Here is a 17,522-nt window from a genome sequence, read left to right as displayed (position 1 = left end):
CGAAGCTGCCTTGTTGTTGAATCAGCAACGGGCCATCGGGGTGGTTCGCGCAGGCCGCCAACAGGCTCAACAGCGTGATGCTCAGCAGGTACTTTGCAGATTTCATGTCATTTCCCCGACGCCGCGAGGGCCTGGGCCAACGCGGTGTTGGCGCGTTCAGCCGTCTGCGCATCGCCGTGTTTTTTCAGCAGTTCCGTGACCTCGTGCAACTGTGCCGGGCTCAGACCGACGCGCAGGCTCGCCGCCATGTGCGCGCGTAGTTGCGGCTCGACCCCAGGCGTTGCCGCCAGGGCCCCGACGGTCGCCAGTTCGCGGCTTTGCCAGTCGAGGTTGTCACGCTCGAAGATGTCGCCGAACAGGTGGGTTTGCAGGAAACGGTTGATCACTGGCGCGAACTCGAACACCGGGCCTTTGACCGGGGCGCCGGAGATCCGGGTTTGATTTGCAGTGCCGGCGGCCAGCAGCTCATCCCCGATCGGGGTCGGCCGGCTCGGCTCACGCCCCGGTGCGTCTTCGATACCGCGCTTTTTGCGCGCCTGCACCACGGTCATCAGCTCGTTCAAGGCGTTAAGGCTACGCGGGAAGCCCACATAGGCGTACAGCTGCACCAGAATTTCCCGGGTTTCACTGATGGTCAGGCCGGCATCGAGCCCTTGATTGAGCGCGGTGTTGAGGTTGGGTATGTCGCTGGTCGCCATGAACGCGGCGATCAGAGGGATCGTTTGTTGTTGGCGCGACAACGTGGCTGCGCTGGTGGGCTTGCTGGCCATGGTCTGCGATGCCTCGGCTGCTTGAGTGGTAACGCTGAACATCGCCCCGATGCCCAGACAAAGCGCCATGAGTGCGGGGAGGGTAGCGTTGTTGCGTGCGTCAATGGTCATCGTGAAAGGCTCCATTCGTTGCAGGTCACCGGGGTGTCGCTGGATCGTACGGAGGATGGTTGTATCGATTAACCCCGAAATTGCGCATGGACTTCTGAGCAGAGCTCATGAGTCGACCTTGACCTTACCGCTGCAATTCCGGCGCGACCCCGCTGATGCGGGGCCTGTAGGGCGGATGACGGACTGCGATAAAGGTGCCGGGCGAGCAACTTCGACACATTCCGTAACTTCATTGGCCGGCGTATTGCGCCTCCGAGACCTGTTCTGCCCAGGTGACGGTGTTGCCGTCCTCGGCTTCAGCGATGGCGATGTGGGTCATGCCGTTGCTGGCCGTGGCGCCATGCCAGTGACGGGTGTGCGGCGGAATCCAGACAGTGTCGCCCGGCCGGATTTCCTGTCGCGGGCCGCCCTCTTGCTGCACGTAGCCGACGCCGGCGGTGACGATCAGCGTTTGCCCCAGCGGGTGGGTGTGCCACGCCGTGCGTGCGCCGGGCTCGAAGGTCACCGTGCCGCCGCCGATGCGCGCCGGCGCATCACCGTTGAACAAGCCATCAACGCGCACCGTGCCGGTAAAGTTTTGAGCAGCGCCCTTGACCGAGGGCTGCGAGCCGTTCGGCGTAACGCGGATTTCGCTGGCGGCCTGGGATTCTGCCGCCATGAATGACAAAGCAACGAGTGGTGCAATCAATCGGTTCATCGGGTCAACTCCGTTCAGACGCGAAAGTGGCGCCGCACGTGGCGCCGCGTTGGGCAGACTCAGAGTCCGGTCATCTTCAGTGCCGATTCCGGCAGGCGTTCACCGTGCACTTGAATCTGCGCCATCTGTTGGTTGATCTCGCGCAGATCGTCACCGGTCAATTGCAGTTCGACTGCGCCCAGGTTCTCTTCCAGTCGATGGGGTTTGGTCGTGCCTGGGATCGGCACAATCCACGGTCTCTGTGCGAGCAACCAGGCCAGCGCCACTTGCGCCGGCGTGGCGTGTTTGCGTTGCGCGACGGCTTTCACCACCTCGACCAATGCCAGATTGGCCTTGCGCGCTTCAGGGGAAAAACGCGGGACGAAGTTGCGGAAATCGCTGGCATCGAACTGCGTGTGCTCATCGATCTGGCCGGTGAGGAAACCGGCTCCGAGGGGACTGAACGGTACGAAACCGATTCCCAGTTCTTCCAGTACGGCCAGCAGCTCCAACTCCGGGCCTCGCCAGAACAGCGAATATTCGCTCTGCACCGCCGTGACCGCTTGCACCGCGTGCGCCCGGCGAATGGTTTGCACACCCGCCTCAGATAGGCCGAAATGCTTGACCTTGCCCTCAGCGATCAGATCCTTGACGGTGCCGGCGACGTCTTCGATGGGGACCTGCGGATCGACGCGGTGCTGATAAAACAGGTCGATGCAATCGGTGCGCAGACGCTTCAACGACGCCTCGGCCACGGCGCGTATATGTTCCGGGCGGCTGTTGGTTCCACCGCCGCGTGCACCGGTGATCAGGTCGATATCGAAGCCGAACTTGGTGGCGATGACGACCTGCTCGCGGATCGGCTGCAAGGCCTCGCCCAGCAGTTCTTCATTGGCGAACGGGCCATACGCTTCGGCGGTGTCGAACAAAGTGATGCCTTGCTCGTGGGCCGAACGAATCAGCTTGATCATGCCGGCTTTGTCGGCAGCCGGCCCATAGGCCGAGGTCATGCTCATGCAGCCAAGGCCCAGTGCAGACACTTCCAGGCCATTGCCCAACGTGCGGATTTTCATGATGTCACTCCGTACAGAATTCGATTAACGCGTGCTGGGTTGATTGCTCAACCAGCCGTTCACGCGTTCCATGGTCTTGCGCTCCTGCTCACTCTCCATCACAAAACCTTCGAGAACCCTAACCTTCGGCGCGTGCTCGACCAGCACGCTGCGGCTGTTGCCCAAGCCATAACCACCGTGGGTATTGAAGGGGATGAGGGTCTTGCCGGTCAGGTCGTGGGCGCTGAGAAAGGCGCGCACGATGGGCGGGGCGGTTTCACCCCAGATCGGAAAGCCGAGATAGATCGTGTCGTAGTCGCTGAGGGCGTGAACCTTGTTTTGCAGCTCGGGCTCGAAGCCGCTGTCACGCTCCTGACGCGCTTGCTCCACGGTTTGCAGATAGTCCTCAGGGTAGGCGTGGGCCGGGCGAATCTCGAAGAGATCGGCACCCAGTCCACGCTGGATCAGCCCGGCGACCACGCGGGTATTGCCCGAGCGCGAGAAGTACGCGACCAGAATCCGCGAGCCTGAACGCGGTGTTTGACGGACGCCTTGCGTGTCGGCGAGCGACAGCAGCGGGGCGCTGGCCAGTGCGGCGATCACCGTGCGCCGCAGCGGGTCGTGATCGTTGCTCATCGACCGACGCGCGCCTTAAGGGCCTCGGGATAACGCTCGCCTTCGATGCGAATCTGCGCCAGCGCTGTATCAATTGCCTTAAGTTCGAAGGCGTCAAGCGTGATGTCCGCGCCGCCGAGGTTTTCTTCCAGGCGATGCAGTTTGGTTGTCCCCGGAATCGGCACAATCCATGGCGCCTGAGCGAGCAGCCATGCCAGTGCGATCTGTGCGGGTGTCGCTTGTTTCTGCGCGGCGATCTGACGAATCAACACCACCAGTCCCTGATTGGCTTGCAGCGCCGACTGACTGAAACGGGGGACGATGCTGCGGAAATCGTCGCTGCCGTAAGTGGCCTGCGCCGACACCGTGCCGGTGAGAAAACCTTTGCCCAATGGGCTGAACGGCACGAGGCCGATGCCTAACTCCCACAGCGTCGGCAGGATTTCCTGCTCAGGCTCGCGCCACCACAGCGAGTATTCGCTTTGCAACGCTGCGACCGGCTGTACCGCGTGCGCACGGCGAATGGTCTGCGCACCAGCCTCTGACAGGCCGAAGTGCTTGACCTTACCTTCGCCAATCAAGTCTTTCACCACCCCGGCGACGGCCTCGATCGGCACATCCGGATCGACGCGGTGCTGGTAAAGCAGATCGATGTAATCGGTCTTCAGTCGACGCAACGAACCCTCGACCGCGACCCGGATGTGCTCAGGGCGGCTGTTGAGAATTTGTTGTTTATTGTCGTCGCCGAAGGTGAAGCCGAACTTGGTGGCGATGACCACTTGATCGCGCACCGGGGCGAGGGCTTCGCCTACCACTTGTTCGTTCAGGTAAGGGCCGTAAACCTCGGCGGTATCGAAGAGCGTGATGCCTCGGTCAACCGCCGATCGGATCAGCGCAATGGCTTGTTTTGTGTCAGTCGCCGGGCCGTAGCCATGGCTCAGTCCCATGCAACCCAAACCCAGGGCTGACACTTCGAGTGAACTGTTTCCGAGTGTGCGCTTATGCATTTGGATCTCCCGACATTTGTCGTTGGGAGAACAGTAAGCGAGCTAACGAGTGGGGACTAGACGGTTAAATCGGCAAGGGTTCATGAGGTTTGCTCATCAGTCCCAGAAATCGGGAGGTCGCGACTGTGTCCTCATGAACGCCTAGACGCCCTTCGCAAGTGCTCAGAAACAGGCCGTTCGCGTTTAATAGTAAATAATCGAGCGACCGCTTCTGGTCTAGGCTGTGTGAAAACCCCCGCTGCTTTTCGATGATCGCGCTCGTACGTGAAATCTGAAAAGAGATGGCGGCTCAGCAGACCCAGATTTTGCGTAGACGCGCGATTTTTAGGATGTTTTTTGAACAGCCACATCGGTCGGGAGGTTTTCACACAGCCTGGGTCGAAAGCGGCCGGTCGTGAATGCCAATTTACGACCCAAGCCCATCCTTCGCGAAGATAGGCGCGCGGCCAGAGCGGATGGCTTGAATCAGACCTGCTATCCAAGTCGAAACGGGAGCCTGCTTGGCGGGCTTACTGAAACAATCCGCGAACGACTTCCCTCAACCATCGATTTCCATTGTCCTGATGATAGCGGGCGTGCCAATGCTGTTTGACCGTGAATCCCTCCACTTCGAACGGGCAGTCATGGACCTGTAGCCCATGCATATCGGCCAGTGTCTGCCCGATATGCCGCGGCAAGGTGCCCAGTAGGTCGGTAGTCCCGATTATCTTCCCCAACCCGAGAAACGCTGGCAGCTCGAGCATGATCCGCCGTTCGATCCCGGCCCGCGCCAATCCTGCTTCCAGCAGCTTCTGCCCGGTGCCGAAACTGATCTGCACATGCCCCTCGGCCCGATACCGCTCCAGGCTCATGCCATCGCCCAGGCGCGGATGCTGCGGGTTGCTCAGGCACACCCAGTCCTGCTCGAACAGCACCTGCTGATACATCCCCCCGCCCAGCCAGGGCACGAAGCCGATGGCCAGGTCCGCTTCGCCCGATTCCAGCGCGCTCTCGGTATTGCCGTCGATCCGCGCCGCCTCCAGGCGGATGCCCGGCGCATGGCTGCGCAGATGGTTGAGGATGCTGGGCAGCAAGGTGATGTGGCTGGCATCGCTGACACACAGGCGAAAACGCCGCTGCGCTGTGGCGGCGATGAACTGCGGCTCCCAGGCGGTCAGCCGGCGCAGCGATTCCAGCACCTCGCGGCACGGCCCTATCAGCTGATCGGCGCGCGGGGTAGGGGCCATGCCGCCCGGCGTGCGCACGAACAGCGGGTCGTTCAATTGCTCGCGCAGGCGCGCCAGCCAGATGCTGATGGTCGGCTGGCTCTGCCCTAGCTGTTCGGCGGCGCGGGTCACGCTGCGGCATTGGTACAGCACGTCGAACAGCTGCAGCAGCTTGGGTTCGGGCAGGGCCTCCAGGGTAGTCATTATTGAAATTCTCAATAGCTGTATTGAGGCCATTGTATAGCGCAAATAAACCCCGCTGCATAAGGTGATCGCAAATCACAGGAGGTCTGCGACGTGAAAATCTGCATTCTGGGCGCCGGTGCACTGGGGTGCGCCATTGGCGCAGCCCTGAGCGAGGCAGGGCATGAAACCTGGCTGCTGAACCGCGGCCGCGCGCACGTCGAGGCGATGAACCAGCATGGGCTGCGGGTACAGGACGAACGGGGCGAGCGCTATGTACCGGTCAACGCGGCCATCGAAGCCGAAGACGTTGGCGTGACCGACTTGGTGGTGGTGCTGGTGAAGTCGTTTCACACTGCAGAGGCCATCGCCGGTGCCCTCGCGCTGATAGGCCCACAGACGCTGGTGCTGTCGCTGCAGAACGGCCTCGGCCACGAGGACATCCTGGCCGAAGTGGTGGGTCGCCAGCGGGTGCTGGCTGGCAAGACCTATGTCGGCGGCGTGCTACTCGCGCCGGGCTCTATCCGCGCCGGTGTGGCCGGCAAACAGACTTTCATCGGTGAGCTCGACGGCCAGCTGACGCCCCGCGTGCAGGCCATCGCCGAAGCGTTCAACAATGCCGGGCTGGCCACCACGGTCAGCGACAACATCCTCGGCACCATGTGGGACAAGCTGCTGGTCAACGTCGCCACCGGTGCATTGAGCGGCATCACCATGCTCAGCTACGGCCAGCTGTACAGCGAGCCGCTGCTGGAAAGCACCGCCAAGGCCGCCGTGGCCGAGGCCATTGCCGTGGCCGAGCGCGCGGGCATTCGCTTGAGCCTGACCAGCCCCGAGGCTGCCTGGTCACTGGCCGCCGAGGGCCTGCCGGCGAGCTTCCGCACCTCGATGCTGCAGAGCCTGGAAAAAAACTCGATCACCGAAATCGACTTCATCAACGGCTCCGTCGTGCGCTGGGGCCAGCGCCATGGCGTGGCCACGCCGGTCAACGCAACCCTGGTGGCCTGCATCAAGGGTATCGAGCGCGCCATGGCCGATCACCAGAAGAGGGAAACCCCATGAGCCAGTCAAAAGCCTACCTCGAACACGTGGCGTTCTGGGTGCAGGACATTCAGTGGCATATCCGCTTTTTCAGCGAGGTGTGCGGCATGACCATGCGTGAAGTGCAGGGTGACGTCGAGCAACCGGCGCAGTACTGGACACTCGGCGGCCTGCAGTTCATTCACCAGCCGGACTTCGCTGGCCCGGAAGGGCGCCTGGCGCACCTGGGCATCATGTGCGAAGACCTGGAAGCGGCGCTGGCCGCCGCCCAACGCTTTGGCGTCAGTGAGATGCCCCAGGGCCGAAACTGGCTGCGCCTGCCTGATGGCCTGGCGGTGGAGTTCATCCAGGCGCTGCCGCCCAAATGCGTAGCCCAGGCACTGGCCATCGACCCGCGCGCGGAGGTGCAGGCATGAGCGTGATTGAAAAGTACTGGGACGATGCCCGCGAAGGCGATGAGTGCATCAGCCCGACCTACACCGTGACCCGCGAACGCATCCTGGCCTACGCCGACCTCACCGGCGACCACACCCCGGTACATGTCGATGAGGCCTACGCCAACGCCAGCCACTTTGGCTGCCTGGTCGCCCACGGCCTGTTCGGGCTGTCGATCGCCGACGGCCTGAAGACCCAGTGCGAGTACCGCTTCCTACCGGGGATGTCGCTGGGCTGGACCTGGGACTTCGTGCTGCCGATCAAGGTCAACGACGTGCTCCACGTGCGCATGCGGGTGGGGGCGATGCGCCCGAGCAACAGCCGACCTGGCTGGGGCATCGTGGTGCTGCCTTCGGAACTGATCAACCAGCACGGCGAAGTCGTGCAACGTGGCGAGCACCGGTTGATGGTGCCGCGCAGGGCTGCAGCATGAGCCAGGCATTGCCATTGGCGGGTATCCGCGTCATTGACTACAGCCACTTCCTCGCCGGCCCCTATGTCGGCCGTTGCCTGGCGGCGCTCGGCGCAGAGGTGATCAAGGTCGAGCGGCCGGGTAGCGGCGACGCTGGCCGCCAGCATGCGTTCACCCTGGACGACCAGCAGAGCGGCTATTTTCTGCAGCTGAACATGGGCAAGCAGGGCGTCAGCGTCAACATGAAAGACCCGCGCGGCAAGGCGTTCATGCAGCGCCTGACCGATTCGGCCGACGTGTTTATCGAGAACTACCGCCCCGGCGCCCTGGACAAGCTGGGCCTGGGCTACGCCGAGCTGTCGGCGCGCAACCCGCGCCTGGTGTACTGCTCGATTTCCGCCTACGGCCATACCGGGCCGGACGCCCACCGCGCCGGCTTCGGCCTGATCGCCGAGGCCAAGAGCGGGATCATGCAGATGGTGGGCGTGCCGGGCGAGGCACCGCCGCTGCTGCGTATTTCCCTGGGCGACATGTACACCGGCATCCACGCGGTGGCGGCGATCAATGCCGCGCTGCTCGGCCGGGTGAGCAGTGGCCGAGGCCAGCACATCGACATGGCGCTGTACGACACCCTGGTGTCGATGCACGAATACGCGGTGCAGTGTTACACGCTGTCCGGTGGCACTGTGTTGCCCCAGCAGACCGGCCACGACATGCCCACTTCGACCCTGTACGGCGTGTTCCGCGCCACCGACGGCGACCTGGTGATCGCCGCCCAGGTCGACGATGCCTGGCAGCGCTTCGCGGCCATGCTCGAAGCCAACGGCGGCCCGCCCGGGTTCGGCAGCGACCGCCGCTACCACAGCCTCAACGGCCGCAATGCCCACCGCGAGGCGATCCTGGCGGTGGTCCGCGACTGGGTTGGCGCGCGTCGGGTGGCCGAGATCCTCGCGTTGCTCGATGGCATCGACATCCCCAGTGCCAAGGTTCAACGCATCGACGAAGTGCTGGCCGACCCGCAGATCCAGGCACGCAACATGGTCATCGAGCAGCAGCACCCACGCTACGGCACGCTGCGCCTGGCCAACCTGCCGTTCCGCTTTTCCGACTGCGACACCACGATTCACCAAGTAGCCCCGGACCTTGGCCAGCACAACGCCGAAGTGGCCGCCGGGCTTGGCTTCAGCACTGAAGAAATCACAGCCCTGCAGGCGGATGGCGTGTTGTTTACCCACGGAGATGCACGATGAGCGACCGCTACGCAGTGATCGGCCGACCGATCAACCACACCAAGTCCCCGCTGATTCATGGCCTGTTCGCCCAGGCCAGCAACCAGCAGCTGGAATACGGGGCTATCGAGGGCTCGCTGGACGACTTCGAAGCCCAGGTACTGCAGTTTCGTAGCGAAGGCGGGAAGGGCATGAACATCACTGCCCCGTTCAAGCTGCGTGCCTTCGAGCTGGCCGACCGGCGCAGCGAGCGGGCGCAATTGGCACGGGCGTCCAATGCGCTGAAGTTCGAGGATGGCTGCATCGTCGCCGAGAACTTCGATGGCATCGGTTTGCTGCGGGACATCGAGGAGAACCTTGGCGAGCCGCTGCGCAACCGCCGTGTGCTGCTGCTGGGCGCTGGCGGCGCGGTGCGCGGGGCGTTGCTGCCGTTCCTGCAGGCGGGCCCACGCGAGCTGGTGATCGCCAACCGGGACATGGCCAAGGCGCTGGCGCTGCGTAACGAGCTCGATCACCCGCGTCTGCGCATCAGCCGCTACGAAGCGCTGGAAGGGCAATCGTTCGACATCGTGGTCAACGCCACCTCGGCGAGCCTGACCGCTGACTTGCCGCCACTGCCGGCTGATGTGCTGGGTGAGGCGGCCTTGGCCTACGAGCTGGCCTATGGCAAAGGCCTCACGCCTTTCCTGCGCCTGGCCCGCGAGCAGGGCCAGGCGCGCCTGGCCGATGGCGTCGGCATGCTGGTGGAGCAGGCCGCCGAGGCGTTCGCCTGGTGGCGCGGGGTGCGGCCCGACACACGTGCCGTGATCAATCAGCTGACGATTCCCCTGGAGTAGGTCGATGGTCGCCAATGTACTGATGCTGCATGGCATCAACCACAACATGTTCGGCAAGCGCGACCCGCGCCAGTACGGCACAGCGACCCTGGCCGACATCGACCAGGCGTTGCAAGCCCTGGGCGAAGAGCTGGGGGCGCAGGTCGTGAGCTTCCAGAGCAACTTCGAGGGCGCCCTGTGCGAACGCATCCATCAGGCCTATGAGGACCGGGTGGATGCGGTGCTGATCAATGCCGGTGCCTGGACGCATTACAGCTACGGCATTCGTGATGCATTGGCCATTATCGAAGTGCCGGTGGTAGAAGTGCACATGTCCAACATCCATGCCAGGGAGCCGTTCCGCCATCACTCGGTATTTGCCGAGGTGGTGCGCGGGCAGATCTGCGGGTTTGGTGTCGAAACCTACCTGCTGGCGCTGCGTGCGGCGATGAGCATGGTCTGAGCAGGGCGCAGGGGTCGGATCTCCGAGCGCGTCTACCCGCGAAGCAGGTGGCGTGGGGCATGCGGCGACGGCGCCTGAAGTGACCGTAGGTGTGGTGGATGTCGTGCTGCCTACCCATCCAGCATGGATGGAAAGCCAGTAGCGACTTCCGTGACTGCATAGTACGGTCCGCCTTCAACAAGCCACCCGGTTCGTTGCCTCCAACCCCACGGACCGGGGCTCTCATGACCTGGGAGGTCGAATGGACGTCGCTACAACGCTCAGTCAACAAGAACTGGATAACGCCTTGGTCGCGTTTGCACGCTACAAAATCGGAGAAATCAAGATCTTCGATCTGGAGCAGGCAATGAGCTTCGAAGCAGGCCAAGCCTTGTCCCAAAGCGGGCTGGTCCGGTTCTCAATTACCAAAATGGTGTCAGGACGTTATCGCATCAGCGATGAAGGAGAGAACGCCATCACAGAGGCTGGGCGGGATCGCCTTGAGGTGATCCGCGCCTGACCATAGGTCCAGCTTGCGAAGGCCGCAGTCGCGTACTGCGGCCCTGTCGTGTCATATCACTTTCACCGCGCGACCAATGAACTTCACCGGCCCTGTCGGCAGACCGGTCGGCGAGCCACCGGCTTTCTCCAGCGTCAGCTCGAACAGTTGATTGGCCTCCAGGGGTGGCAAACTTTCCAGCGGAACTCGATAGGGTTCGCCCGGTTTGACCAGGCCAAGCGAAACCGGGGCACGCCATTGCTCGCCCTTGGTCCAGAACTGCAGGGCCATGCCGTCGGGGACCTTGTCCTTACCCAGCGGCAGCAGTTCGATCATGTGGCTGTCACTGGCCTGTACCACCCAGCCGGGGGCCTGGCTGTTCGGCGCCACCAGTACCACCAGGTATTCCGTGGTAGGGGGGGGCGTGGTCAGCAAGGTAAACGCCAGCAGCAGGCTTGCAGCCAGCCCTGCGGCGCTGAGCCCTTGCCACAGGCCGAGGCGTTGCCACCAGCGAGCCTGCGTGCGCGGTGCGGGTAGCTCATCGAGGCTGCGCTGGATGCGGCGCCACAGGCGGGGGCTTGGGGGCTGCGGGGTAGACAGCGCGGTCAGCTCCAGCAGCCGGGCCTCCCAGGCATCCACGGCGGCGCGAAGCGCGGGGTCGGTACGCAGGCGTTCGGCCGTTGCGGCATATTGCTCCGGCGACAAGGTCCCCAGCACGTATTCCCCGGCGAGGCTGTCCAGTTCTTCGGCAGAATCGGGCTTCATTCCAGACACTCCCGTAGCGCTTTGAGGCTGCGTTTGATCCAGGCCTTGACGGTGCCCAGTGGCGCACCCAATAAACCGGCTATCTCGGCGTGGCTGCAGCCGTCCACGTAGGCGTGCAGGATGCAGCGTTGCGGTGCGGGCTGCAGTTGTTCCAGGCAACGGTAAATCTTTGCTGAGCCGGACCAGAGGTCAAGGTCATCAACCCTCCCGTGCAATGTTGATGCAGTTTCGGTGTCGGCATCGGTCAGTACAGTTTCACGGCGGGTATCGCGTATCGAGTTCAGCGCCAGGTGGCGGGTAATGCTGTAGATCCAGCCTCGAGCCGAGCCGCGCGCCGGGTCGTAGCTGGCTGCGCGGGTCCAGATGCGGATGATCGCATCGTGGACGATGTCTTCTGCGGTGGCGTCGTCTCGTGCGATACGCCGGGCAACACCCAGCAGGCGCGCGCCTTCGTGATCGTAGAGCGCCTGCAGGGCCCGCCGGTCACCCTGTGCGCAGGCTAACAGGCAGCGGTGGAAGTCGAAGGGAGTGGCCGGCGAGTTCAACGTGTGTGGCTTCCTTGTGAAAGGCAAGTACCCCGGCCATCCAGCCGGGGGGCTTGCCATCGAGCGTAGATCATCACTCGCAGGGCGTAGGGTCAGGTGCGTGTCACTTGGCTGTCCAGAACACATAGTCAGCCTGGTACTGGACGACCTGCCTGGCACCTTTGTTCTGCGCCGTGCAGTCGACTGACGGCGCCACACCGCCGCGGGTAGCCAGGCGCTGGATATAGCTGACCCCCTGCATGGCGCCTTTGCCTTCGGCCGGGTTGGCCTTGACCAGTTGATAGGGGATGGCGCCTTTGTCCGCCGGTGCCACTGCCAGCTGGGTGCCGGTGACTTTCGAGCCATCCTTGGCCTGCCAGGTTGCGGGTGGGCCAAAATAGTCGCCCACCTGTTTACCGGCACGGTCATTGAGCACTGCCTTGGGGCCCACGAAAGTCCATTCGGTCTGACCGGGGGTGTTGGCCTTGTCGCGGCACTCGTAGGTGATCTCGCCGACGCCGACGGTTTCGAGCAGGACGCGATGGCCATCAGGGACTTTGACTGCGTCTGGCAGCGCGGTCTGGGCGAGGGCGGGCGGCAGCGCAAGGGTGAGGCTGCAGGCAAGCAGGCAGGCGGAGTATTTGAAGTTCATGGGCAGTGCTCCTGAAAGTCATTGGGCCGGGCAGTCAAAGGCCGCCCACTAGCAATACCCGCCAACGGGTGGACTGGATGCACGGAATGAAAAAAAATGCGTAGCGAGATGACCCTGCATGTGCTTGCCTACCATCTCGAACGAGCGATGAGCCTCTTCGTCATCGCAGGACTGCTTTAACGCGCGCACCCCGACAACCCCACGAGGACACTGCAAATGAAGCGTTTGTTACTAGGCCTGTTGCTTGCCGCATCGGGCGCTGCCCACGCCGGTATTCCGCTGTTGAACGCAACATGCCCCGGCAATATCGAGGTCCATGCCGATAAAGGTGGGCCTGTTTACATCAACGGCAAGGAAGCCACGCTGAAGAAATTCAATGACAACTATTTCGAGGCCAAAGGTGGCGGGGTAACGGTATCGTTGTCGATCAACCCGGACGGCTCGCCTGACGTCTCGTATACCGGTAAGAACAAAGCCAATGGCGTATGCCAGATCAAGGACTGACTGCGCGATTGCGCGGTTGGGCTGGCGCAGTGTCAGCGGGCTGCATCAGGGCGCTGGAACGGGAATTGCTGTGACCCCTGAGACATTGATCATGCGGAGTACGCAGAAATGACTCAGGATGACCGCTATTACATGATTTTCAGCGTGGTTGCTGTGCTGGTACTCGATCTGGCGGCGACTTATGTGTTTCTCAACGCCATCCCCTGACCCCGGTTATGGGTAGGCCTTACTCGTAATCGGGGGCAAGGCAGGGCGTGAGGGAAACGCCCCGAACCCTATATAGCAAACAAACCTGATGCCCTGTTGTAGTTGAGCAGTAACATGGGCAGGACAAAAACCAAAAAAGGGCAGGCTGCTTGGCAACATTTCCCAGTTTTCGATGGGGCTGCAGGAGCGTGTCGCGTGAAAAACTCAAGATCGCTGGCAGGTGCAATACTGGTAGTCGGGGCAGCCTCGTTGTTCGTCGCAGGCTGCGCACAAAACCCTGATGTGCGTGACAGCCACGATTATACCGCTGGCACTACCGTGAAAAGCCCACCCGCTTATCTGGGCTGCGTCAAAGGCGAGCTACAAGGGAATGTGAAAACCTATGAAGTCGAGGGTGATAACGCGGTCAGGCTTTTCGTCGAAAGCACTGACCCCGACAAGGCAGAGGGTCTTGTAGAGTTGCGGGGCACGGGAAGCGAGCGCCACTTCACGGCCTATCAACGTGATGCCTGGTACGACCATGGCAGGTTGCTGGATGCTGCACTGATGTGTTCAAAAGCGTAATCATCCAACCCCACACCAATAGCCCGCCGTCGAGAGCGGGCTTTTTGTCTGCCCATCGCCTGCCCGGCAACGTTCAAAAAAGCGCGGGTGGAGCCGGTATGGCCTGAGCAGCGTTGCTTTGCATTTGCCGGCCCCGCCCGTAATAATCGTTGTATTTGGATGGAGAGTCGCAGGTGGAAGCAAGAAGCGTAGTTGCCGAAATGTTCATTGGGATTCCGACGCATTTCTGGGTTTTGCCTGTTGCCGGCCTGGTTGCCTACTACGGGCTGAAGTGGTCCGCCAGATCCAGTAATCGTGCCACCCTGCTACAAGCCTCGACTTACCTGTTATTGCTGGTACTGGCCGTTCTGCCCAACGGCTTTTATGCACTGTTTCCTCCCGCGCCCGAGCCGGATGTGCTGTTGAATCAATCACCGTTGCCCAACTATGCAGGGCGTTTCTACCTGGATGCGTTCTATGTCTTCAGTGGCTGGGCGCTGAGCAAAGTGGTCAAGTTGAAGTTCAGCTGAGTCTCAGCTCGCAGTCCTGATGCACTGACTGGATCAGTATTTGCTTACCCCTTTTGAAACCGGTGCATCTGGGGGATACGGCAATGCTCTCTGAAGATCTGTACATCATGTTCGTGATTGTCGGCAGTGTGCTGGCCCTGGATATAGCAGCCATCGTGTTGTATAGGGGAGCCAAGCCCTGAGCCCGCATTTGGTTCGCAATGGTGCCGGAGCATCATGAGGACTTCAGCTTTTCTGCTGTACCTGCAGCACCGAACCCTTGTCGTCAGTTACCAGCAATCCGCCGGCGTCGGTGTCGTCTGATTGTCGCTCGGCAAGTGGTACGTCCGGCGAGCGAAAGATGCTACGGCCTTGTTCACCGGTTTTAAGGGTGACGAGTTTGCCATTCTGATAGAAGAACTGAGTGTGGTTGGCGTTGGTTTGCATGGTCTGAAGCCCCTGCCGAGTCGTGGTGTGATGTGCCGTGGGCAGTTTCACTGTTGCAGCGTGACCTTGCTACTGGCAGAAATATCAGGTGCGCTGCACGAATCCCGCTTGGGCGCCGTCCTGCAGCAAGACTTTGGTTGATTAGTAACGCGGCGTCACCCCCGTTAAAATGCAACCTATCCATAACGGCCGATTGCAAATGCCTGACTTTCGTATTTTTATCGCTACTGTGTTGGTTGCCAGCCTCGCCGGTTGCGCAACCCCCGGCAAACCCACTGCCAGCCAACTGACCAAAAAATCGCCGCAGCAGTACGCCGCCTGTGTCCTGCCAAAATGGCAGGCGCTGGCGCCACAGGCCACGCAGAAGTCGATAGCCCACGGCTACCGGCTCACGGCGCCAAGCGCCGTGGCAAGCGACGATGTGCTTGACGTGGTCGACGCTCGCGAGGGCAGCCGTGCGACCTTCTACAAGGGCAGCTTTCTGTCTGGCGACAAGTTACGCCAGGCTGCCAGGCAATGCCTGGATTGAATCAGTGACCCGAGCGGGTTGTGCCGCCCCGATCGCCTGCAGTTACCCCAACTCATCCCGCTTGTTCAAATGCTCGCACTTCACCTGCGCCTCCATCCGGCTCGGATAGCTGGGCTTGAGCCGCTCCTTTGCCTGATTGTCATAAATGTCGAACCCTCCACACACGGTCGCGGCGTAGTAGCGGCTGCCAACGCGGAACGATTCCTTTTCGATCGGCACAGCGGGAACGATAACGAATCTTGGTTGCATTTTTCGTGCCTCCCCAGGCAGAGATTTAAGTATTAGTCTCGCAAGAGGTAACCATCAAGCAGCCTCATGAATAAAGGCGCTGGTCCGAACGCCGGTGGGTCGACAGTACTGTCATCAAATGAAAACCCGCTGTCGTCCGATGCGAAGCACCCCGCAAGCCAAGGGCATACAGTCCAATCACCAGCACTGACGCCTGACGTCCAGATCGATGATTGGAGAGACAAGCATGTCCAAAGTGGTACGTTTCCATCAGACCGGTGGCCCCGAGGTTTTGCGCTACGAGGACGCCGAGGTTGGCGAGCCCGGCCCTGGGCAGGTACGTTTGCGCCAGGTGGCGGTGGGCCTGAACTATGCCGACACCTACTTTCGTAACGGCACTTACCCGATCACGCTGCCCAATGGCATCGGCGTGGAAGCTGCCGGGGTGGTGGAGGCGGTGGGCGAAGGCGTGACCCAGGTGGTGGTCGGTGACCGGGTCACCTATACCGGTTTCCTCAATACCCTGGGTGCCTATTGCACCGAGCGCCTGATCCCCGCAGCGGCGCTGATCAAGCTGCCGGAAACCATTGCCTTCGAGACTGCTGCCGCCATGACCATGCGTGGCCTGACCTCGGCCTACCTGTTACGCCGGCTGTATGACTTCAAACACGGTGACAGCGTGCTGCTGCATGCGGCTGCTGGCGGGGTGGGCCTGATTGTCGCGCAGTGGGCGCGGCTGCTTGGGCTGAACGTGATCGGCACGGTATCCACCGAGGCCAAGGCCGAGGTGGCCCGCGCCCATGGCTGCAACCACATCATCAACTACAGCGTCGAAGACGTCGCCAGCCGCGTACGCGAACTGACCGACGGAGTAGGGGTGAACGTCGTGTTCGACAGTGTCGGCAAGACCACCTTCACCGGCTCGCTCGATTCGCTCAAGCGTCGCGGGCTGATGGTTTGCGTCGGCACGGCGTCGGGCAGCATCCCGCCGTTCGACCCGCAGTTGCTGGCCATCAAGGGCTCCTTGCAGCTTACCCGCCCGGCACTGGCCGACTTCATCGCCGATCCGGCAGAAAAGGCTGACCTGGCCGGCGAATTGTTCGACCACGTCAGCAGCGGGCGCATTCGTATCGAAATCAATCAGCACTACGCCCTGCAGGACGCGGTACAGGCCCACCGTGACCTGGAAGCCCGCAAAACCACGGGCTCGTCGATCTTCGTCATCTGAAGAGGGCAACAGCATGCACATCGAACAACTGACCTGCGCGATCGGTGCCGAGGTGAGTGGCGTCAACCTGGCCGATGCGATTCACGATGACGAACTGTTCGCCCAGTTGCGTCAGCAGTTGCTCCAGCACCGTGTGCTGTTCCTGCGCGACCAGCACTTCAGCCGTGCTGAGCACGTGGCCTTCGCCCGCCGCTTCGGCGAGCTGGAGGACCACCCGGTGGCCGGGAGCGACCCGGAGCACCCGGGGCTGGTGCAGATCTACAAGCGCCCGGACCAGCCCAACGACCGCTATGAAAATGCCTGGCACACCGATGCCACCTGGCGTGAGGCACCGCCCATGGGGTGTGTGCTGCGCTGTGTGGAATGCCCTCCGGTAGGCGGCGATACCCTGTGGGCGAACATGGTGCTGGCCTATGAAAACCTGCCAAACGATGTAAAGGCCAGAATCGAAGACCTGCGCGCTCGCCACAGCATCGAGGCCAGCTTCGGCGCTGCAATGCCGCTGGACAAACGGCTGGCACTCAAGGCGCAGTTCCCCGACGCCGAGCACCCGGTCGTACGCACCCACCCGGAAACGGGCGAGCAGGTGCTGTTCGTCAACGCCTTCACCACCCACTTCAGCAACTACCACACCCCGCAGCGGGTGCGCTTCGGCCAGGATGCGAACCCCGGTGCCGGCGACCTGCTGCGTTACCTGATCAGCCAGGCCTACCTGCCCGAATACCAGGTGCGCTGGCGCTGGAAGCCCAACAGCGTGGCGATCTGGGACAACCGCAGCACCCAGCATTACGCGGTCATGGACTACCCGCCATGCCATCGCAAGATGGAGCGTGCCGGGATCAAGGGCAGCCGCACGTTCTAAGCCTGCCGCCGTCACTGGCGGTAACCGCACAA

The 17,522-nt window shown here is 62.1% G+C and carries 24 protein-coding genes; 13 read left to right on the top strand and 11 right to left on the bottom strand.

Annotated elements, in window-relative coordinates:
• Positions 1–107 precede the first annotated feature (107 nt).
• From PRJ_RS14785 to PRJ_RS14760, 6 genes are all read right to left on the bottom strand, one after another.
• Entirely contained in the window at positions 108–881 is a 774-nt protein-coding gene (locus PRJ_RS14785) for a carboxymuconolactone decarboxylase family protein (RefSeq protein ID WP_104961802.1), read from the bottom strand.
• 229 nt (positions 882–1,110) lie between these two features.
• Positions 1,111–1,578: a cupin domain-containing protein gene (locus PRJ_RS14780; RefSeq protein ID WP_003248227.1), complete on the bottom strand. Its 468-nt coding sequence runs from the start codon at positions 1,576–1,578 to the stop codon at positions 1,111–1,113.
• 59 nt (positions 1,579–1,637) lie between these two features.
• On the bottom strand, positions 1,638–2,630 hold the full coding sequence (locus PRJ_RS14775) for an aldo/keto reductase (protein WP_014861121.1): 993 nt from the start codon (positions 2,628–2,630) through the stop codon (positions 1,638–1,640).
• A 24-nt stretch (positions 2,631–2,654) separates the two neighbouring features.
• On the bottom strand, positions 2,655–3,245 hold the full coding sequence (locus tag PRJ_RS14770; RefSeq protein ID WP_014861122.1) for a flavodoxin: 591 nt from the start codon (positions 3,243–3,245) through the stop codon (positions 2,655–2,657).
• Positions 3,242–4,231 carry an aldo/keto reductase gene (locus tag PRJ_RS14765; RefSeq protein WP_104961801.1) on the bottom strand — a complete coding sequence of 330 codons (990 nt, stop codon included), beginning with the start codon at positions 4,229–4,231 and terminating at the stop codon, positions 3,242–3,244. Before PRJ_RS14765 ends, PRJ_RS14770 begins: the two co-directional genes overlap by 4 nt.
• A 509-nt stretch (positions 4,232–4,740) precedes the next feature.
• Positions 4,741–5,640: a LysR family transcriptional regulator gene (locus tag PRJ_RS14760; RefSeq protein ID WP_010953897.1), complete on the bottom strand. Its 900-nt coding sequence runs from the start codon at positions 5,638–5,640 to the stop codon at positions 4,741–4,743.
• A 93-nt stretch (positions 5,641–5,733) separates the two neighbouring features.
• Between PRJ_RS14760 and PRJ_RS14755 the strand changes: the two genes are divergently transcribed.
• The 7 genes from PRJ_RS14755 (at position 5,734) to PRJ_RS14725 (ending at position 10,513) form a co-directional block, all read left to right on the top strand.
• Positions 5,734–6,681, top strand: coding sequence for a ketopantoate reductase family protein (locus PRJ_RS14755; protein WP_104961800.1), 948 nt, complete (start codon positions 5,734–5,736; stop codon positions 6,679–6,681).
• Complete coding sequence (locus tag PRJ_RS14750; protein WP_104961799.1) at positions 6,678–7,076, top strand: VOC family protein; 399 nt, start codon at positions 6,678–6,680, stop codon at positions 7,074–7,076. Before PRJ_RS14755 ends, PRJ_RS14750 begins: the two co-directional genes overlap by 4 nt.
• Positions 7,073–7,528: a MaoC family dehydratase gene (locus PRJ_RS14745; protein ID WP_004576665.1), complete on the top strand. Its 456-nt coding sequence runs from the start codon at positions 7,073–7,075 to the stop codon at positions 7,526–7,528. The genes PRJ_RS14750 and PRJ_RS14745 overlap by 4 nt, the downstream gene beginning before the upstream one ends.
• Positions 7,525–8,757, top strand: a complete 1,233-nt coding sequence (locus tag PRJ_RS14740) for a CaiB/BaiF CoA-transferase family protein (RefSeq protein ID WP_060537969.1) — start codon at positions 7,525–7,527, stop codon at positions 8,755–8,757. The genes PRJ_RS14745 and PRJ_RS14740 overlap by 4 nt, the downstream gene beginning before the upstream one ends.
• Entirely contained in the window at positions 8,754–9,572 is an 819-nt protein-coding gene (gene aroE / locus PRJ_RS14735; RefSeq protein WP_104961798.1) for a shikimate dehydrogenase, read from the top strand. Before PRJ_RS14740 ends, aroE begins: the two co-directional genes overlap by 4 nt.
• 4 nt (positions 9,573–9,576) lie before the next feature.
• Positions 9,577–10,014 (top strand): type II 3-dehydroquinate dehydratase, encoded by a 438-nt coding sequence (gene aroQ / locus PRJ_RS14730; RefSeq protein ID WP_003248245.1) that lies wholly within the window; start codon positions 9,577–9,579, stop codon positions 10,012–10,014.
• Between the two features lie 241 nt (positions 10,015–10,255).
• The gene (locus PRJ_RS14725) at positions 10,256–10,513 is read left to right on the top strand and encodes a hypothetical protein (RefSeq protein ID WP_104961797.1); all 258 of its coding nucleotides are present in this window, start codon (positions 10,256–10,258) and stop codon (positions 10,511–10,513) included.
• A gap of 51 nt (positions 10,514–10,564) precedes the next feature.
• Here the strand turns inward: PRJ_RS14725 and PRJ_RS14720 are convergent, their stop codons facing one another.
• The 3 genes from PRJ_RS14720 to PRJ_RS14710 all read right to left on the bottom strand — a co-directional run bounded on the left by PRJ_RS14720 (position 10,565) and on the right by PRJ_RS14710 (position 12,433).
• On the bottom strand, positions 10,565–11,257 hold the full coding sequence (locus PRJ_RS14720; RefSeq protein ID WP_014591102.1) for an anti-sigma factor domain-containing protein: 693 nt from the start codon (positions 11,255–11,257) through the stop codon (positions 10,565–10,567).
• Entirely contained in the window at positions 11,254–11,802 is a 549-nt protein-coding gene (locus PRJ_RS14715) for a sigma-70 family RNA polymerase sigma factor (protein WP_104961796.1), read from the bottom strand. Before PRJ_RS14715 ends, PRJ_RS14720 begins: the two co-directional genes overlap by 4 nt.
• A 103-nt stretch (positions 11,803–11,905) precedes the next feature.
• Positions 11,906–12,433 carry a DUF3455 domain-containing protein gene (locus PRJ_RS14710; protein ID WP_104961795.1) on the bottom strand — a complete coding sequence of 176 codons (528 nt, stop codon included), beginning with the start codon at positions 12,431–12,433 and terminating at the stop codon, positions 11,906–11,908.
• Between the two features lie 216 nt (positions 12,434–12,649).
• Between PRJ_RS14710 and PRJ_RS14705 the strand changes: the two genes are divergently transcribed.
• The 3 genes from PRJ_RS14705 (at position 12,650) to PRJ_RS14695 (ending at position 14,217) form a co-directional block, all read left to right on the top strand.
• Complete coding sequence (locus tag PRJ_RS14705) at positions 12,650–12,937, top strand: hypothetical protein (RefSeq protein ID WP_012052457.1); 288 nt, start codon at positions 12,650–12,652, stop codon at positions 12,935–12,937.
• Between the two features lie 402 nt (positions 12,938–13,339).
• Entirely contained in the window at positions 13,340–13,708 is a 369-nt protein-coding gene (locus PRJ_RS14700; RefSeq protein WP_104961794.1) for a hypothetical protein, read from the top strand.
• Positions 13,709–13,908: 200 nt separating this feature from the next.
• The gene (locus PRJ_RS14695) at positions 13,909–14,217 is read left to right on the top strand and encodes a hypothetical protein (RefSeq protein ID WP_019438490.1); all 309 of its coding nucleotides are present in this window, start codon (positions 13,909–13,911) and stop codon (positions 14,215–14,217) included.
• A gap of 225 nt (positions 14,218–14,442) precedes the next feature.
• On the opposite strand, the gene PRJ_RS14690 is transcribed toward PRJ_RS14695, so the two are convergent.
• A complete protein-coding gene (locus PRJ_RS14690; RefSeq protein ID WP_104887563.1) occupies positions 14,443–14,643 on the bottom strand; it encodes a hypothetical protein in 201 nt (66 codons plus the stop codon).
• A gap of 169 nt (positions 14,644–14,812) precedes the next feature.
• On the opposite strand from PRJ_RS14690, the gene PRJ_RS14685 reads away from it, so the two are divergent.
• Positions 14,813–15,172, top strand: a complete 360-nt coding sequence (locus tag PRJ_RS14685) for a hypothetical protein (protein WP_104961793.1) — start codon at positions 14,813–14,815, stop codon at positions 15,170–15,172.
• A gap of 42 nt (positions 15,173–15,214) precedes the next feature.
• On the opposite strand, the gene PRJ_RS14680 is transcribed toward PRJ_RS14685, so the two are convergent.
• On the bottom strand, positions 15,215–15,421 hold the full coding sequence (locus PRJ_RS14680) for a hypothetical protein (RefSeq protein ID WP_020191128.1): 207 nt from the start codon (positions 15,419–15,421) through the stop codon (positions 15,215–15,217).
• 226 nt (positions 15,422–15,647) lie between these two features.
• On the opposite strand from PRJ_RS14680, the gene PRJ_RS14675 reads away from it, so the two are divergent.
• A complete protein-coding gene (locus PRJ_RS14675; RefSeq protein ID WP_064490593.1) occupies positions 15,648–16,628 on the top strand; it encodes a quinone oxidoreductase in 981 nt (326 codons plus the stop codon).
• 13 nt (positions 16,629–16,641) lie between these two features.
• Positions 16,642–17,490, top strand: a complete 849-nt coding sequence (locus tag PRJ_RS14670) for a TauD/TfdA family dioxygenase (RefSeq protein ID WP_012052451.1) — start codon at positions 16,642–16,644, stop codon at positions 17,488–17,490.
• Positions 17,491–17,522: the final 32 nt, after the last annotated feature.

Source organism: Pseudomonas sp. XWY-1, assembly GCF_002953115.1.
Taxonomy (GTDB): Bacteria; Pseudomonadota; Gammaproteobacteria; order Pseudomonadales; family Pseudomonadaceae; genus Aquipseudomonas; species Aquipseudomonas alloputida.
Note: the sequence above shows the minus strand (reverse complement) of the source record. Positions and strands in the feature narration are given on the sequence as shown.

Coding starts and splice junctions, on each gene's coding strand:
- PRJ_RS14670 (WP_012052451.1), top strand. CDS start 16,642: ATGCACATCGAACAACTGACCTGCGCGATCGGTGCCGAGGTGAGTGGC.
- PRJ_RS14775 (WP_014861121.1), bottom strand. CDS start 2,630: ATGAAAATCCGCACGTTGGGCAATGGCCTGGAAGTGTCTGCACTGGGC.
- PRJ_RS14750 (WP_104961799.1), top strand. CDS start 6,678: ATGAGCCAGTCAAAAGCCTACCTCGAACACGTGGCGTTCTGGGTGCAG.
- PRJ_RS14695 (WP_019438490.1), top strand. CDS start 13,909: ATGTTCATTGGGATTCCGACGCATTTCTGGGTTTTGCCTGTTGCCGGC.
- PRJ_RS14740 (WP_060537969.1), top strand. CDS start 7,525: ATGAGCCAGGCATTGCCATTGGCGGGTATCCGCGTCATTGACTACAGC.
- PRJ_RS14685 (WP_104961793.1), top strand. CDS start 14,813: ATGCAACCTATCCATAACGGCCGATTGCAAATGCCTGACTTTCGTATT.
- PRJ_RS14675 (WP_064490593.1), top strand. CDS start 15,648: ATGTCCAAAGTGGTACGTTTCCATCAGACCGGTGGCCCCGAGGTTTTG.
- PRJ_RS14690 (WP_104887563.1), bottom strand. CDS start 14,643: ATGCAAACCAACGCCAACCACACTCAGTTCTTCTATCAGAATGGCAAA.
- PRJ_RS14780 (WP_003248227.1), bottom strand. CDS start 1,578: ATGAACCGATTGATTGCACCACTCGTTGCTTTGTCATTCATGGCGGCA.
- PRJ_RS14705 (WP_012052457.1), top strand. CDS start 12,650: ATGAAGCGTTTGTTACTAGGCCTGTTGCTTGCCGCATCGGGCGCTGCC.
- PRJ_RS14760 (WP_010953897.1), bottom strand. CDS start 5,640: ATGACTACCCTGGAGGCCCTGCCCGAACCCAAGCTGCTGCAGCTGTTC.
- PRJ_RS14770 (WP_014861122.1), bottom strand. CDS start 3,245: ATGAGCAACGATCACGACCCGCTGCGGCGCACGGTGATCGCCGCACTG.
- PRJ_RS14725 (WP_104961797.1), top strand. CDS start 10,256: ATGGACGTCGCTACAACGCTCAGTCAACAAGAACTGGATAACGCCTTG.
- PRJ_RS14785 (WP_104961802.1), bottom strand. CDS start 881: ATGACCATTGACGCACGCAACAACGCTACCCTCCCCGCACTCATGGCG.
- PRJ_RS14710 (WP_104961795.1), bottom strand. CDS start 12,433: ATGAACTTCAAATACTCCGCCTGCCTGCTTGCCTGCAGCCTCACCCTT.
- aroQ (WP_003248245.1), top strand. CDS start 9,577: ATGGTCGCCAATGTACTGATGCTGCATGGCATCAACCACAACATGTTC.
- PRJ_RS14745 (WP_004576665.1), top strand. CDS start 7,073: ATGAGCGTGATTGAAAAGTACTGGGACGATGCCCGCGAAGGCGATGAG.
- PRJ_RS14765 (WP_104961801.1), bottom strand. CDS start 4,231: ATGCATAAGCGCACACTCGGAAACAGTTCACTCGAAGTGTCAGCCCTG.
- PRJ_RS14720 (WP_014591102.1), bottom strand. CDS start 11,257: ATGAAGCCCGATTCTGCCGAAGAACTGGACAGCCTCGCCGGGGAATAC.
- aroE (WP_104961798.1), top strand. CDS start 8,754: ATGAGCGACCGCTACGCAGTGATCGGCCGACCGATCAACCACACCAAG.
- PRJ_RS14680 (WP_020191128.1), bottom strand. CDS start 15,421: ATGCAACCAAGATTCGTTATCGTTCCCGCTGTGCCGATCGAAAAGGAA.